The sequence below is a fragment of the Pseudomonas sp. NFACC42-2 genome, assembly GCF_900116055.1.
GTDB lineage: Bacteria > Pseudomonadota > Gammaproteobacteria > Pseudomonadales > Pseudomonadaceae > Aquipseudomonas > Aquipseudomonas marginalis.
Genome location: NZ_FOZO01000006.1, coordinates 78,782 through 94,465, shown reverse-complemented (window position 1 = coordinate 94,465; position 15,684 = coordinate 78,782). Strand labels below are relative to the sequence as shown.

The 15,684-nt window shown below is 62.1% G+C and carries 16 protein-coding genes; 8 read left to right on the top strand and 8 right to left on the bottom strand.

Annotated elements, in window-relative coordinates; all coding sequences use genetic code 11:
* Position 1: 1 nt before the first annotated feature.
* Positions 2-523 carry an RNA polymerase sigma factor gene (locus tag BM416_RS14390; RefSeq protein WP_065925006.1) on the bottom strand — a complete coding sequence of 174 codons (522 nt, stop codon included), beginning with the start codon at positions 521-523 and terminating at the stop codon, positions 2-4.
* Positions 524-730: 207 nt separating this feature from the next.
* On the opposite strand from BM416_RS14390, the gene aroQ reads away from it, so the two are divergent.
* A complete protein-coding gene (gene aroQ / locus BM416_RS14385) occupies positions 731-1,180 on the top strand; it encodes a type II 3-dehydroquinate dehydratase (protein WP_010206717.1) in 450 nt (149 codons plus the stop codon).
* A complete protein-coding gene (locus BM416_RS14380) occupies positions 1,177-2,025 on the top strand; it encodes a shikimate dehydrogenase (RefSeq protein WP_092488490.1) in 849 nt (282 codons plus the stop codon). Before aroQ ends, BM416_RS14380 begins: the two co-directional genes overlap by 4 nt.
* A gap of 49 nt (positions 2,026-2,074) precedes the next feature.
* On the opposite strand, the gene BM416_RS14375 is transcribed toward BM416_RS14380, so the two are convergent.
* Both BM416_RS14375 and quiC read right to left on the bottom strand, forming a co-directional pair.
* The gene (locus tag BM416_RS14375; protein ID WP_027605289.1) at positions 2,075-2,740 is read right to left on the bottom strand and encodes a TetR/AcrR family transcriptional regulator; all 666 of its coding nucleotides are present in this window, start codon (positions 2,738-2,740) and stop codon (positions 2,075-2,077) included.
* Between the two features lie 80 nt (positions 2,741-2,820).
* Positions 2,821-4,722: a 3-dehydroshikimate dehydratase QuiC gene (gene quiC, locus BM416_RS14370; RefSeq protein WP_027605288.1), complete on the bottom strand. Its 1,902-nt coding sequence runs from the start codon at positions 4,720-4,722 to the stop codon at positions 2,821-2,823.
* 223 nt (positions 4,723-4,945) lie between these two features.
* Between quiC and BM416_RS14365 the strand changes: the two genes are divergently transcribed.
* A complete protein-coding gene (locus tag BM416_RS14365) occupies positions 4,946-6,280 on the top strand; it encodes an MFS transporter (protein ID WP_092488489.1) in 1,335 nt (444 codons plus the stop codon).
* Here the strand turns inward: BM416_RS14365 and BM416_RS14360 are convergent, their stop codons facing one another.
* The gene (locus BM416_RS14360; protein WP_027605286.1) at positions 6,281-7,159 is read right to left on the bottom strand and encodes a DMT family transporter; all 879 of its coding nucleotides are present in this window, start codon (positions 7,157-7,159) and stop codon (positions 6,281-6,283) included.
* Between the two features lie 199 nt (positions 7,160-7,358).
* Between BM416_RS14360 and BM416_RS14355 the strand changes: the two genes are divergently transcribed.
* From BM416_RS14355 to BM416_RS14345, 3 genes are read left to right on the top strand one after another with little or no spacing between them, the layout of a single operon-like run.
* Positions 7,359-7,772, top strand: a complete 414-nt coding sequence (locus BM416_RS14355; protein ID WP_092488488.1) for a lipoprotein — start codon at positions 7,359-7,361, stop codon at positions 7,770-7,772.
* A gap of 44 nt (positions 7,773-7,816) precedes the next feature.
* Positions 7,817-8,701: a KPN_02809 family neutral zinc metallopeptidase gene (locus tag BM416_RS14350; protein ID WP_092488487.1), complete on the top strand. Its 885-nt coding sequence runs from the start codon at positions 7,817-7,819 to the stop codon at positions 8,699-8,701.
* Positions 8,702-9,679, top strand: a complete 978-nt coding sequence (locus tag BM416_RS14345; protein WP_092488486.1) for a hypothetical protein — start codon at positions 8,702-8,704, stop codon at positions 9,677-9,679.
* Here BM416_RS14345 and BM416_RS14340 read toward each other — a convergent pair.
* Genes BM416_RS14340 through BM416_RS14330 form a run of 3 tightly spaced genes read right to left on the bottom strand, consistent with a single transcriptional unit; the run spans position 9,669 to position 11,775 of the window.
* Complete coding sequence (locus BM416_RS14340; RefSeq protein ID WP_092488485.1) at positions 9,669-10,298, bottom strand: HAD family hydrolase; 630 nt, start codon at positions 10,296-10,298, stop codon at positions 9,669-9,671. The two genes, BM416_RS14345 and BM416_RS14340, sit on opposite strands and share 11 nt — an antisense overlap.
* A complete protein-coding gene (tesB, locus tag BM416_RS14335) occupies positions 10,295-11,164 on the bottom strand; it encodes an acyl-CoA thioesterase II (protein ID WP_027605282.1) in 870 nt (289 codons plus the stop codon). Before tesB ends, BM416_RS14340 begins: the two co-directional genes overlap by 4 nt.
* Positions 11,165-11,205: 41 nt before the next feature.
* Entirely contained in the window at positions 11,206-11,775 is a 570-nt protein-coding gene (locus tag BM416_RS14330) for a GNAT family N-acetyltransferase (RefSeq protein WP_092488484.1), read from the bottom strand.
* Between the two features lie 76 nt (positions 11,776-11,851).
* Between BM416_RS14330 and BM416_RS14325 the strand changes: the two genes are divergently transcribed.
* Together BM416_RS14325 and BM416_RS14320 are read left to right on the top strand one after the other, a co-directional pair.
* Entirely contained in the window at positions 11,852-12,772 is a 921-nt protein-coding gene (locus BM416_RS14325) for a histone deacetylase family protein (protein ID WP_092488483.1), read from the top strand.
* A gap of 171 nt (positions 12,773-12,943) precedes the next feature.
* Positions 12,944-14,170: a TIGR03862 family flavoprotein gene (locus BM416_RS14320; protein ID WP_092488482.1), complete on the top strand. Its 1,227-nt coding sequence runs from the start codon at positions 12,944-12,946 to the stop codon at positions 14,168-14,170.
* Between the two features lie 137 nt (positions 14,171-14,307).
* Here the strand turns inward: BM416_RS14320 and BM416_RS14315 are convergent, their stop codons facing one another.
* Positions 14,308-15,645 (bottom strand): RNA helicase RhlE1, encoded by a 1,338-nt coding sequence (locus BM416_RS14315; RefSeq protein ID WP_092488481.1) that lies wholly within the window; start codon positions 15,643-15,645, stop codon positions 14,308-14,310.
* Positions 15,646-15,684: the final 39 nt, after the last annotated feature.

Below are 15,684 nucleotides of genomic sequence, written 5' to 3'. Positions count from 1 at the left end.
TTCATTCGTCGGCTGGCTCCACCTCGCCATCCTGCAAGCGCTGCATCACATACGCCAGCGCCTTGGCCAGGTGCTTTTGCACGGAGCTGTCGGAGATATCCAAATGCCGGGCGACCTGGGCGTGGGTCATGCCCTCTATACGGTTCAGACGGAAGATCTGCTGGGTGCGTTCCGGCAATTCCGCCAACGCCTGCTTCAATGCCTGTCGCTGTTGCTGCGCCATTGCCTGAGCCTCCAACCCGGCCACTTCATCTTCAATCTCGGCCAGCGCCTCATGGGGCACGGAGTCTGTCTTGCGCCGCGCTTCCTGGCGAATATGGTCGATCAGCAGATTGCTCGCCGTTCGATAGAGATAGCCCTGGGAGTTGTCGATACGCTCGCCGGCGGGTTTTTCCGCCAGGCGCAGGAAGCTCTCCTGCACGAGGTCGGCCGCCAACTGCGGGTCCCGTACCTTGCGCGCCAGATACCCGCGCAGGGTATCGGCGTGCTTGAGAAACAGGCCTTTGAGATCCACGTCCGACAAACCGACTCCCTGGAATGTAAAGGAAACAGGCGGGCATCTTAAGCGTTGTCGAGAATGATTTTCAATTGATATCTAATCCGATTCGAGCCCAGGACACGCCTGATTAACGGTTCGGTAATCGAACACATCTTCCCCCATCAATTGACCAAATTAACCAACCAGTACATTTTATTCCCACAACCAACAAGAACTGTGGAGATCCCCCGTATGCCGCCCATCGTGCTGGTGCTCAACGGCCCCAACCTCAACCTGCTCGGCACCCGCGAACCCGCCACCTACGGCCATGAAACCCTGGCCGACGTCGCTGCCCTGTGCGGCCGCAGCGCCGAACAACTGGGGCTTAAAATCGAATTCCGCCAGACCAACCACGAAGGCGAACTGCTGGACTGGATCCACGGCGCTCGCGCCCGCTGCGCCGGTATCGTGATCAATCCGGCAGCGTGGACCCACACCTCGGTGGCGATTCGCGATGCCCTGGTGGCGAGTGAAGTGCCGGTGATCGAGGTGCACTTATCCAATGTGCATGCGCGCGAGGCGTTTCGGCATCACTCGTTTGTGTCGCCCATCGCCAAGGCGGTGCTCGCGGGGTTTGGCAGCCATGGCTACCACTTGGCCCTGGAACATTTCAGCCAGTTGTTGAAGGGGTCGGCCCGATGAAACCGCGCATCCTCGCCGGCCTGATCGGCGCCGGCATCCAGGCCTCCCGCACCCCCGCCTTGCATGAGCAGGAAGGCGACGCCCAAGGCTTGCGCTACCTGTATCGCCTGATTGACCTTGAGCCCCTGCACCTGGACATCAACGCCCTGCCCGACCTGCTGGAGGCTGCCGAGTTGATGCACTTCACCGGGTTGAACATTACCTACCCGTGCAAGCAGGCAATCCTGCCGTTGCTCGATGATTTGTCCGACGAGGCCCGAGGCATCGGAGCGGTCAACACCGTGGTATTCAAGGACGGCAAGCGTATCGGCCATAACACCGACTGCCTGGGGTTTGCCGAGGGCTTTCGCCGCAACCTCAACGATGTGCCGCGCCAACGCGTGGTGCAAATGGGTGCGGGTGGCGCCGGTGCCGCAGTGGCGCATGCGCTATTGGCGGAAGGTGTCGAACACTTGAGTATTTTCGACGTGGACGCCAGCCGCGCCCGCGACCTTGTGGATAACCTCGCCCAGCGTTTCGGCACCGGTCGCGCCCAGGTCGGCACCCACCTTGAGAACGCCATGGCCGAGGCCGATGGCCTGGTCAACACCACGCCCATGGGCATGGCCAAGCTGCCCGGCACACCGGTGCCAGCGGCCCTGCTGAGAACCGAACTGTGGGTGGCTGAAATTGTGTATTTCCCGCTGGAAACCGAACTGCTGCGCGATGCCCGCGCCTTGGGCTGCCGCACCCTGGATGGCGGCAACATGGCGGTGTTCCAGGCGGTAAAGGCGTTTGAGTTGTTCAGCGGTGAGGCGCCGGATGCGCAGCGGATGCTCGCGCACTTCAAGAGCATGAACACCTGAAAAGTGGAAGGGGGGCAAGCGCCCTCCCCCATTGGGTCAGGCGGTGTACTCAGGCCTGCAGGTAGCGCAGCACCGATTCGCAAATCATCTCCCGATGCCGCTGTTTAACCGCCTCATCCGACAGGTCGATCTGAAAGATCTCACTGAACGTATGGCGGTTGGACACCCGGTAAAAGCTGAATGAGTTGATCAGCAGGTGCACGTCCAACGGTTCCAGCCCTTCACGGAACAGCCCCATCTCGGCGCCCCGGCGCAAGGTCACGCCCAGCCCCTCGAGGATTTTGCTGTTCATCGCCTTGATGGTTTCGGTGCGTTTCACGTACTCGGCATTGTGGATATTTTCGATGCTGACGATACGCACGAAATCGACGTTCTGATCGTGGTGATCGAAGGTAAACTCCACCAGCCGCCGAATCGCCTCACGCGGTTCCAGGGCGGTGAGGTTCATGCGCGTTTCGGTGTTGCGAATATCGCCGTAGAGCTTCTCCAGCACCTCGACGTACAACTGCTCCTTGCTGCCGAAGTAGTAATAGATCATGCGCTTGGAGGTATGGATACGCTCGGCGATGGCATCCACGCGAGCGCCGGACAGGCCCTGCTGAACAAACTCGACGATGGCTTCCTGGAGAATGTTCTCGCGGGTCTTTTCCGGGTTGTTCTTACGACTCTTGCGCGGTGCGTCTGACACCGCGGGGAGTTCGGGACTTGAGGTCATGGTGCGCTCACGGCCATTTTTATTGTGCAGGCCGCGATTATGGGCCGAGGCGTCCTACGAAGGAAGCACCTGGCCCACCGTTATAAACGCGCCTGACGCACCGCGCCGCTGCGGGATTTGGCCATCGCCGCCAGGCGCACCGCTACGTTGGCCGCGCCGTAGCCGGCGTAACCGTTCTTGCGTTGGATGATCTCGAAGAAAAACCGTCCTTCGAAGGGCTCGGTGTACACATGAAACAACTCACCGCCCTGGGCGTCACGGTCGTACAACACGTTGTAGTACGCCAGTTCGCTGAGGAACTCATCATCGAAATCAAAGCGCGCGGCCAGGTCATCGTAGTAGTTGAGCGGAATATCCAGCAGCGGCACCCCGGCCTCCTTGGCACGGCGCACTTCGGCAAAAATATCCGCGCAGTCAAAGGCAATGTGATGCACACCCGAGCCGCGATAGCTCGACAGCGCGTGGGAAATCGCGGTGTTGCGGTTCTCGGAAATATTCAGCGGCAAGCGAATCGAGCTGCAACGGCTGCGCAGCGCACGGCTTTTCACCAGGCCGTAAGGGTCGGGCAGCACCACTTCGTCATCGGCTTCGAAATCCAGCAGGCTCTTGTAGAACAGCACCCAGCTGTCGAGGCTGTCGGCCGGCAAGGCCATGGCCATGTGGTCGATGCGCAGCAAACCACCGCCAGCAGCGCTGGACGCTTGCAGATTGAAATCGGTGTCGTAGATCCCCCCCTCACTCTGATCCACCAGGTAAATCAGGCTGCCATCCGGCGCACGCACCGCCGCCAGCTCCAGCTCGTTGGGCCCGACCAGGCCGCGATAGGGCTGGCCTTTATAAGCCACCGCCCGTTCCAGCGCCTTGGCGCTGTCCTTGACCCGAATCGCCGTGGCGCACAACGACGGTCCATGGGCTTCGAAAAAGTTATGGGCGAAGGAATAGGGCTCGCAGTTGAGGATCAGGTTGATGTCGCCCTGGCGCAATAGGCTCACGCTCTTGGAGCGGTGCTGGCCGGCCTTGACGAAACCCAGGCGCTCCAGCCAATGGGTGAGCTTGGCGCCGAGGTTTTCATCCACGGCGAACTCAAGGAACTCAATACCGTCGTATTCGCTGGCCGCCGGGGTATCAAATAGAATCTCGACAGGTTGCGCGGGCGCCTCCTGTTGCAGGCGCTCGCGGGTTTTCTCTTCCAGGTACAGCAGGGAGCGCAGGCCATCCGCCGCATTCGCGCGGGTTGGCGCGGCGCGGAAGCCATCGTTGAAAATTTCCAGGGACAACGGCCCGGTGTAGCCGCTCTTGATGATCGGCGCGAGGAACCCCGCCAGGTCGAATTCACCCTGGCCGGGGAAGCAGCGAAAATGCCGGCTCCACTCCAGCACATCCATGGCCAGGATCGGCGCGTCGGCCATTTGCACAAAGAAGATCTTGTCGCCGGGGATCTGCGCGATGGCGCTCGGGTCGCCCTTGAGCGACAGCGTGTGGAAACTGTCGAGCAACACCCCAAGGCTCGGGTGATCGACCTGGCGCACCAGGTTCCACACCTGCTGCCAGGTGTTCACATGCTTGCCCCAGGCCAACGCCTCATAACCAATGCGCAGGCCGCGACGGCCGGCGTGTTCGGCCAACAGGCCGAGGTCGTCGAGCAGGATGCGTTCATCCCCGACGCAATCGGCCGACGCGTTACTGCACACCAGCACCAGGTCGGTGCCCAGTTCCTGCATCAGGTCGAACTTGCGCTCGGCGCGCTCCAGGTTGCGCGCCAGGCGATCGCGGCGGCAGCCTTCAAAGTCGCGAAACGGCTGGAACAAGGTGATGGCAATGCCGAGGTCGGCGCACATCTGCCTGACCTCACGGGGGCTGCCGTCGTAATACAACAAGTCGTTTTCGAAGATCTCGACCCCATCGAACCCGGCGGCAGCAATGGCTTCGAGCTTTTCCGGCAGGGTACCGCTCAAGGACACGGTGGCGATGGAACGTTGCATGGACGACTCCCGGCAATTGTTGTTTGTGGCAAATTATTCGCCCCCAGGCTACCCGCAGCAATTAAAATGTACGAACCGGTTAGTTTTTGGTGCGATTATCGAACACTAAGCCTCTTTGGCGAATTGACGATTTTTTAGCCACTGCGCACCATCAATCACGCAGCGACACCCAAAAGAAGACCCACAACACCTCATAAAAATTTCAAAAAACGGGTACAACCACATGCCTTCGCAAAACTCCGCCCTGGCCGCGCGCCCGGGCACCCCGCACGCCGGCATCGGCGACAAGATCCGCGGCGCCCTCGCCGTAGGTAAAACCCGCTGGGGCATGCTGGCCCTGGTGTTCTTTGCCACCACCCTCAACTACATCGACCGCGCCGCCCTGGGCGTGATGCAACCGATCCTGGCCAAGGAAATGAGCTGGACGGCGATGGACTACGCCAATATCAACTTCTGGTTCCAGGTCGGCTACGCCATCGGCTTTGTGCTGCAAGGCCGCCTGATCGACCGCGTGGGCGTCAAGCGCGTGTTCTTCTGCGCCGTACTGTTGTGGAGCCTGGCCACCGGTGCCCATGGCCTGGCCACTTCGGCGGTCGGTTTTATGGTTTGCCGCTTTATCCTCGGGCTGACCGAAGCCGCCAACTACCCGGCCTGCGTGAAGACCACGCGCCTGTGGTTCCCCGCCGGTGAGCGTGCGGTGGCCACCGGTATCTTCAACGCCGGTACCAACGTTGGCGCGATGATGACGCCGATGCTGCTGCCGCTGATCCTGCACGTGTGGGGCTGGCAGGCGGCGTTCCTGTGCATGGCGTCGCTGGGCGCGATCTGGCTGGTGTTCTGGGGCTTGAAGTACTACAACCCGGAAGACCATCCGAGCGTTAAACAATCCGAACTGGAGTACGTGCAACAGCAAGTCGAACCGGAACAACCCGGCGTCCCCTTCAGCCGCATCCTGCGCATGCGCGGCACCTGGGCCTTCGCCATTGCCTATGCACTTACCGCACCGGTGTTCTGGTTCTACCTGTATTGGCTGCCGCCGTTCCTGAACCAGCAGTACAACCTGGGTATCAACGTGACCCAGATGGGTATCCCGCTGATCATCATCTATCTGACCGCCGACTTCGGCAGTGTGGGCGGGGGGATTCTGTCGTCGTTCCTGATCGGCCGTGGGATGAACTCGATCAAGGCGCGGTTGCTGTCGATGCTGCTGTTTGCCTGCTGCATCGTCGGCGTGATCATGGCGGCCGGCTCCAGCCAGCTGTGGGTCGCGGTGTTTGCCATCTCCCTGGCCATCGGTGCGCACCAGGCGTGGACCGCCAACATCTGGAGCCTGGTGATGGACTACACGCCCAAGCACATGATGAGCACGGTGTTCGGTTTCGGCGGCATGTGCGCGGCCATCGGCGGCATGTTCATGACCCAGATCGTCGGCCACATCCTCACCGTCACCAACAACAACTACACCGTGTTGTTCACCCTGATCCCGGCGATGTACTTCATTGCGCTGACCTGGATGTACTTCATGGCACCGCGCAAGATTCCGACCGTAGACGCCTGATCACCTGCGCCGCTGCTGCCAGGCAGCGGCCAGACCGCTCATGCAGATCACCCCGATGCCGACCACCGTGGTCACATCGGGGGTATGGTTGAACACCAGCCAGCCCAACAACCCCGCGAAGACGATCTGGCAATAGCCGAACGGCGCCAGCAAGGCCGGTGCCGCGAAGCGGAACGCCTGGGTCAGCATCAAGTGGGCAGTCATCCCACAGGTGCCCAGCGCCAGCATCAACACCCCGTGCCACAGCGTGGGCACCTGCCAGAAGAACGGCACCATCGCACTCATCACCAAGGTATTGCACAGCCCGGCGAAGAAGTTGCTGGTGGTGGGCGTGTCGTATTGGCTGAGGATGCGCGTGAGCAGTTGGTAGAAGCAGAAGAACAGCGCCGAACACAGCGGCAGCAACACCGCCGGCGTAAACAACTCACCGCCTGGGTGAATGATCACCAGCACGCCGACAAACCCGCAGATCACCGCCAGCCATTGGCCGCGTGTCACGTGTTCGCCAAGCAGCGGCACCGACAGTGCCGTTACCAGGATCGGTGCAAGGAAGTTCACCGCGGTGGCTTCCGCCAACGGGATGTAATGCAACGCCGTGGTGAAAAACAGGCTGGTACCCAACAGGCACAAGGCCCGCACCACCTGCATCCCCGGTCGTTTACTGCGCAGCACCCGCAAACCCGATTGCGGCAGGAAAATCCCGGCCATCAGCAAGGTGTGCACCACGTAGCGCGCCCACACCACCATCACGATCGGGTAAAACCCGGCCAGGTACTTGGACAAGGCATCGTGGCTGGAGAACAGGAATGTCGCCAACACGATCAGCAAAATGCCTTTGAAGGGATGGTTGACGCCGGATAGGGGGGTGCTGACAGTCATGGAATTCTCTTGCGTGGCGAGCGGAACGCTGAGCACTGAACGAAGCAGCGCTCAACCCGGTAATCTAGCAGCCGGGCTGGCGCCTGCCCCAAGAGCATAACCAAACAGCGGGCGAACAGCGCACTAAATCACTGGATTCGAGTCCAACGCAGCACCTTAGCCTGCGCATTGCATACTTTTTAACCAAGGCCTTGCCGCGATGAAAAAATTCCTCTTTGTTCTTTCTGCCCTTGCCCTGCTGACCGCCTGCGACCAGGCGTCCACGCCAGCGCCCAAACCCGCACCGCCTTCCGTGCAGGCCACCCTGGTGCCCGAAACCCCGCCCACGGATAAATGGGTCGGCAAATGGATCGGCGTCGAAGGCCTGTACCTGACCATCGCCAAGGACGACAGCGTCGGCCGTGGCCATTACCTCCTGACCATGCAATACGGCCTCGACGCCGACGACTCGGGCACCTTCAAGGGTGAAGCGGCCGAAGACGGCATCGCCTTCACCCGTCCGGACGGCCCCCAATTGCTGCGCGCCGGCGACGGAGAAGCGACCGGGCTGAAATGGCTGGCGGATAAAAAAGACTGCCTGATCGTCGCCACCGGCGAAGGCTATTGCCGTTAATACCGACCATACTCAATCACGGTTAGCACACAGAGGATTGCCCCATGCTATGGAAAAAAGGCCGACGCAGCGACAACGTGGTGGATGCACGCGATGACAGTGGCGGCGGTGGCGGGATGCGTTTTGGCGGCGGCAAGGGCCTGAGCCTGACCGCGATTGTGCTGATCGTCGGCATCGGCTGGCTGACCGGCCAGGACCCGATGCAGATCCTCGGCCAGTTGACCGGCCAGATGGAACAGGCACCCTCGGTGAGCACGCAGTCACGCCAGGCACCGCCGGCCAACGATGAGCAGGCCGACTTCGTACGCGCGGTGCTGGGCGATACCGAAGACACCTGGGGCCAGGTGTTCCAGGAAAACGGCCTGGCCTACAAGAACCCGAAGCTGATTCTGTTCCGTGGCCGGGTCAATTCCGCCTGCGGTGGCGCCACCTCGGCCAGCGGTCCGTTCTATTGCCCGGCTGATCAGCAGGTCTATCTGGACCTGGATTTCTTCCGGGAAATGTCCCAACGCTTCCAGGCGGCCGGCGATTTCGCCCAGGCCTATGTGATCGCCCACGAAGTCGGGCACCACGTACAAACATTGCTGGGCATTTCGTCGAAGATCCAGGCCGCACGCCAGCAAGGCCGACAAATGCAAGGTGACGGTGGCCTGCTGGTGCGCCAGGAGCTGCAAGCCGACTGCTTCGCCGGTGTGTGGGCCAACCGTGCGCAAAAGCGCCTGAACTGGCTGGAGCCTGGCGACATTGAAGAAGCACTGAACGCCGCGAACGCCATCGGCGATGACCGTTTGCAGCAGCAGGGCCAGGGCCGCGTGGTGCCGGACTCGTTTACCCACGGCACCTCGGCACAGCGGGTACGCTGGTTCAAGACCGGCTTCGCCCAGGGCCAGATCACTCAATGCGACACGTTCGCTGCCAAGAGCCTATAAATGAATCAACGATTGGGACTGCTGTTGGGCCTGTTGCTCATCTCATCATCCGCCTGGGCCGCCGAGCATGGCGTCAAGATGGTCAGTTCCGAGCGTTTTCATCTGGAGGCCGGCGATCTCAGCCTCGGCCTGAGCCAGGACTGGCGCCAGCCACTGCCCGACGTCACCCGCGCGTTGATCATCGTGCACGGGCGCCTGCGCAATGCGCAGACCTACCTGCAAAGCGGAATCGATGCCGCCGAACACGCCGGGGTCGCCGCCAACACCCTGGTAATCGCGCCGCAGTTTCTGAACGGGTCCGACATGAAGCGCAACCACCTGGGCAACCAGGTGCTGCGCTGGAAGGGCAATGACTGGATGGCCGGCGACGCCTCGACCGGCCCGGGCCAGATCAGCTCTTTCGGCGCCCTCGACCAGATCATCAAGCACCTGGGCAACCGCACGCTGTTCCCGGCGCTGAAGGAAATCGTGATCGCCGGTCACTCCGGCGGTGGCCAGGTGGTGCAGCGCTTCGCCCTCACCGGCCACGCGCATCCGGCCCTGCAAACCGAGGGCATCCGCCTGCGTTATGTGGTGGCCAACCCCTCGTCCTATGCCTACTTCAGCCCACAGCGGCCGGTGAAGTTCGAGACCGCCAGTTGCCCGGGCTTCAACACCTGGAAGTACGGCATGCAGAACCTGCCGGCCTACGCCAACGGCCAAAGCGCCGAGCAGCTTGAGCAGGGCTACGTGTCACGTAACATCACTTACCTACTGGGCCAGCAAGACACCGACCCGAACCACCCGGCGCTGGATAAAAGCTGCGAAGCCGAGACCCAGGGCGCGTATCGGCTGATTCGCGGGCACAACTACTTTGACTACCTCAAGCAGCGCCATCCGCAGTTGCGCCAGACGCTGGTGGAAGTGCCGGGGGTGGGGCATGACGGGGATGGGATGTTTACTTCGCCCGAGGGCCAGAAGGTACTGTTCACTCAGTAATACCTGACGAAACAGTCTCAAAATGTGGGAGCTGGATCATTCGGCGCAATGCAGCGCAGTCTGCAGCATGCCAATCCGCCAGCTCCGGCCACGGGTTCTCCGGCAGGTTGACCAACACCGTCCGCGCCCCTGCCGCCCGGCCGCAGTCCAGGTCAAAACGGTAATCGCCGACCATCACCATCTCGCTCGGCGATACATCCCACGCCGCCGCCAATTTCAACAACCCACCCGGATCCGGCTTGGGCGGCGCATCGTCGCGCCCCAGCACATGGTCCACGGCAAAGCAGTCCGCCAGGCCGATCGCCTCCAGGGTGATATGCGCCAACTCCCGCGCATTGCGAGTCAAAATGCCCAGGCGATAACCGCGACCGGCCAGCTCGCGCACCAGTTCCACCGCACCGTCCGCCGCGACCGAGCCCAGCGCCAGCTCGCGCTCATGTTCGAGCAACCAGGCATGCTTGGCCGCTGCGATGTCCGCAGGCAAAGCGGCGAGGTGGGTGAGGATGTCGTCCTCGGGGGGAATGTCCAGGGCCACGCGAATCGCCGCAAAGTCATGCACCGCGACCGTCAGGGTGCCGTCCATGTCGAACACCCAGTGCTTAATGTCCGTCAGGCTCATGCCCAATCCTTGCGATGGCGAATCAAGCCTTCCTGGGTCACCGACGCCACCAGTTGCCCGGCGCGGTTGTACACGCTGCCACGGGAGAACCCACGGGAATTGCCGGCCCATGGGCTGTCCATGGCATACAGCAACCAGTCATCGGCACGCAGGTCGGCGTGGAACCACAACGCGTGGTCGAGGCTGGCGACCTGCATGTCTTTCTGCCACACAGTCTTGCCGTGGGGCAGCAACGAGGTGGTCAGCAGGCCGAAGTCCGAGGCGTAGGCCAGCAGGTATTTGTGCAGCGCCGGCGTATCCGCCAGGGCACCATCGGCGCGAAACCACACGTACTTGACCGGGTCGGACGGCTGCGGGTTGAACGGGTCTTTTTCGGTGACCGGGCGCACTTCGATGGGCTTGGGGCACAGCAGCTTGTCGCGCATATGCTCGGGGATCAGGTGCGCGCGCTGCTGGGTCAGTTCCAGCTCCGACGGCAGGTTTTCCGGGCCGACCACCACGGGCATGGTGGTCTGGTGCTCGAAGCCGGCCTCGTCGTACTGGAACGAAGCGCTGCAGGTAAAGATCGGGTGGCCCTTCTGAATCGCCGTCACGCGGCGCGTGCTGAAACTGCCGCCATCGCGTACACGGTCCACCGAATACACCACCGGCAACTTCGCATCGCCGGGGCGCAGGAAATAGCCATGCAGGGAATGCACATGTCGCGCTTCTTCGACGGTCTGGCTGGCGGCCGACAGCGACTGGCCGAGCACCTGGCCACCGAACAGTTGGCGAAAACCCAGGTCCTGGCTGCGGCCGCGAAAGAGGTTTTCCTCGATCGGCTCCAGGGTCAGCAAGTCCACCAGATCTTCCAATACTTGGCTCATAGAGCAACTCCTACAACAATCGAGAGGGCATTCCGGGCTGCTTATCCGTGCAGCGTGTCCAACCATTGGGCGCGGGTGATGCGGTACAAAACGTGGGGGCACAGCGGGTCATCGGCTGCGACCTTGGGGTGTGCAAAATCTGCCTGGGGATCGTAATGCATACCGATGGCCTGCATGACTTTTTGTGATGGCAGATTGGCTTGAGTGGTGAAGGCGACGATTTCGTCCAACTGCAGACGGTCGAAACCACAGCGCAGCGCGGTCCAGGCCGCCTCGCTGGCATAACCCAGGCCCCAATGCTCACGGGCCAGGCGCCAGCCGATTTCCACAGCGGGGGTAAAGCCCGCTTCGAAGCTGACGTTCTGCAACCCGGTCAGGCCGATGAACTCACCGGTGTCCTTGCGTTGCAGGGCCCACAGGCCAAAACCGTATTCGGCGAAGTGGCCGCGAATCCGGCCGATCAGGGCGGCGCTTTCCAGGTGGCTCAATCTGGCCGGGAAATAGCGCATCACCTGCGGGTCGGCACACATGCGCGCAAATTCCGTCAGGTCGGCATCGCGCCATTGGCGCATGACCAGGCGCGCGCTTTCCAATTGCAATATCTCCTCCATGGGTCCCCTCCCCTTGCCATGTGCGTGAGTGTACAGCGCTGTTAAGATCCTTCGCAGATCCCCGTCAGAAAATCCCATGCCTTTGCCATTGATCTACCACGATGACTACAGCCCTGAGTTCCCGGCAGACCACCGGTTCCCCATGGACAAGTTCCGCCTGCTGCGTGACCACCTGGTGGCCAGCGGCCTGACCGAAGACAGCCAATTGCTGCGCCCGTCGCTGTGCCCACCGGAGATTCTGGCCCTCGCCCATGAACCTGGGTATATCGAACGCTACATGAGCGGCGAGTTGTCCCGCGAGGACCAACGGCGCCTTGGCCTGCCCTGGAGCGAAGCCCTGGCCCGGCGCACCGTGCGCGCGGTCGGCGGCTCGATCCTGGCGGCGGAGCAGGCGCTGGAACATGGCCTGGCCTGCCACCTGGCGGGCGGTACCCACCACGCCCACTACGACTACCCGGCGGGCTTTTGCATCTTCAATGACCTGGCGGTGATCAGCCATTACCTGCTGGCCAGCGGCCGGGTCAACCGCGTGCTGATCTTCGACTGCGATGTGCACCAGGGCGACGGCACCGCGCGCATCCTCCACGACACGCCGGAGGCGATCACTGTGTCCCTGCACTGCGAAAAGAACTTCCCTGCGCGCAAAGCCCAGAGCGATTGGGACATCCCGCTGCCCATGGGCATGGGAGATACCGACTACCTGCAGGTGGTGGACGATGCCCTCAGCTACCTGCTGCCGCTCTACCAGCCGGACCTGGTGTTGTACGATGCCGGCGTCGATGTGCACAAGGATGACGCCCTCGGTTACCTCAAGCTGACAGACGCAGGCGTGGCCGCCCGCGATGAAAGCGTGATGCGCCATTGCCTGGGCCGCGACATCCCGGTGATGGGCGTGATCGGTGGCGGCTACAGCAAGGATCGCCCCGCCCTGGCCCGCCGCCACGGCATCCTGCACCACAGCGCACAGCGGGTGTGGACGTCATCAGGGTGTCATTGAAGTGTGGGCGTTACCCACAATGCCTGTGGAACGGCCTGTGGATAACTTGAGCGTAAGCGTCTAAGAGCCCGTATCCGTCTAGCCTGTAGGAAGCTGTACATTTTTTGATCAGGCAGCGCCGCGCGCCTCGGGTAGAATGCTCGGCTTATTTCCGCGATCGTAGCCCTGCCCATGTCCGATATTTCCTCTCGACACGTCTCCATCATCGGCGGCGGCCCTGCCGGGCTGATGGCCGCCGAAGTCTTGAGCCTGGCCGGGGTGCGAGTAGACCTGTACGACGGCATGCCTTCGGTGGGGCGCAAATTCCTGCTGGCCGGCGTGGGCGGCATGAACATCACCCACTCCGAAGCGTACCCCGCGTTCCTGTCGCGCTACGCCGAGCGAGCCTCGCAAATGGCACCGTTGCTGCGTGGGTTTGGTGCCGAAGCGTTGTGCGAATGGATTCATGGCCTGGGTATTCAAACCTTTGTCGGCACCTCCGGTCGTGTATTTCCTACCGATATGAAAGCCGCCCCGCTATTACGTGCCTGGCTCAAACGCCTGCGCGACCAGGGTGTGGTTATCCACACCCGGCACCGTTGGGAGGGCTGGAATGCCGAGGGTGATTTACTTATCCACAGCCCGGACGGCGAAAAAGTTGTCCACAGCGATGCCGTGCTCTTGGCCTTGGGCGGCGGCAGTTGGTCGCGCCTGGGTTCCGACGGCGCCTGGCTCAAGCTGCTGGAGGATAAAGGCGTGCCTTACGTGGCACTGCAACCCAGCAATTGCGGCTTCGAGGTGTCGGCCTGGAGCGACTTGATGGTCAGCAAATTCGCCGGCGCGCCGTTGAAAAACGTCGCCATTGGGCTGGGGGATGACAAGCCGCGACTCGGCGAATGCGTGATCACCGCCACCGGTATCGAGGGCAGTTTGATCTACGCGCTGTCGGCGCCGATTCGTGAGGCGATCAACCGGAATGGCTCGGCGACGGTGCATATCGATTTGCTGCCGAGCAAGTCATTGGACAAGGTCCAGGCCGCCTTGACCAAGCCACGCGGTTCACGCTCGATGAGCAAGCATTTGCACAGTCAATTGGGCCTCGATGGGGTCAAGGCGGCGCTGTTGCGCGAGTTGGCACCCGCCGAACACTTCAACGACCCGGCGCAGTTGGCGGGGGCTATCAAGGCGTTGCCGCTGACAGTGGTGAAGACACGGCCGATGGATGAAGCCATCAGCACCGCAGGCGGCGTGCCCTTTGAGGCGTTGGATGAGCGGCTGATGCTCAAGCAATTGCCGGGGGTGTTTTGTGCGGGGGAGATGCTGGACTGGGAAGCGCCGACCGGGGGGTATTTGCTGACGGGGTGTTTTGCCAGTGGCAGAGCGGCTGGGCGGGGGATGTTGGAGTGGCTCAACCGCTGAGATCTGCGGTGAATTCAAAGCCGCCATCGGGGGCAAGCCCCCTCCCACAGTTTGAATGTATTCACAAATCAAAATGTGGGAGGGGCGGTGCGACGATTCGACTTGCCCCCGATGAGGCCATCAGCCACACCGCAAAATCACTTCTTCTTACGCGGCCCGGTATTAAACACCGGCACCTTGCGCACCGGCTTGATCGAAGGCTCCACCGGCGCCACGTCACCACTGTCCACCCACTTACCGAGGTTGCGTTTACCACCGCCACCACCGGACACCTTGGGCTTCTTCGGTTTTTTCGGCTTCTTCACCACCTGGCCGCTGGCATCGGTATCCGGCACGCGGTGTTCCGGCTCGAAGTCCTGTTCCATCTTGCGGGTCAAGGTCTGGCGGGTCAGCATCTCGATGGCCGACAGCATGTTGACTTCATCGGCGCACACCAGGGAAATCGCCTCACCGGTGTTACCCGCGCGACCGGTCCGGCCGATACGGTGGATGTAGTCCTCGGCCACGATCGGCAGGTCGAAGTTGACCACCAGCGGCAGGTCTTCGATATCCAGGCCACGGGCCGCTACGTCGGTGGCGACCAGGATCTGCACTTCGCTCGATTTGAAACGGTCCAGCGCGCGTTGGCGTGTGGCTTGCGGCTTGTCGCCATGGATGCCGTCGGCGTTGATGCCCAGGCCCTGCAATTTATCCACCAGCGCATCCACGCCGTTACGGGTCTTGGCGAACACCAGCACCTGCTTCCAGCGGCCTTTGCGCATCAGGTGCACAAACAGCTCCGCCTTGCGCTTCTTGTCCACCGGCACGACCCATTGCTTGACGGTGTTGGCGGCGACGTTACGCGGGCTGACTTCGATGCTCAGCGGGTCGTTGAGCATCTGCCCGGCCAGCAGGCGAATGTCATCGGAGAAGGTCGCGGAGAACAATAACGTCTGGCGCTTTTTCGGCAGCATGCGATAGATGTTCGCCAGTTCTTCGGAGAAGCCCAGGTCGAGCATGCGGTCGGCTTCGTCCAGCACCAGGGTTTGCAGCTGGTTGAGTTTCAGCGCGTTCTGGCGGAACAGGTCGATCAGGCGGCCCGGCGTGGCGACCAGGATATCGACGCCCTTGCGCAGCTTCATCATCTGCGGGTTGATGCTCACGCCGCCGTACACCGCGTAGGTGGTGAGCGGCAGGTGCTGGGCGTATTCGGCAACGCTGGCGTGAACCTGCTCGGCCAGCTCGCGGGTCGGGCACAGGATCAGCGCGCGCGCCGAGTTGGCGGCGACTTTCGGCCCTTCCAGGGTCAGCAGTTGCAGCAGCGGCACGGCGAAACCGGCGGTCTTGCCGGTGCCGGTCTGGGCCGCGGCCATCAGGTCGCGACCGGCGAGCACCGCCGGAATGGCTTGCGCCTGCACCGGCGTCGGGGTCTGGTAGCCGAGCGTCTCAAGGGCGCGCAGCAAGGGTTCGATCAGGCCAAGTGTGGCGAAAGTCATGTAGTTACCGTAGGAAAAATTCAGCGCAAGGGCGTAATG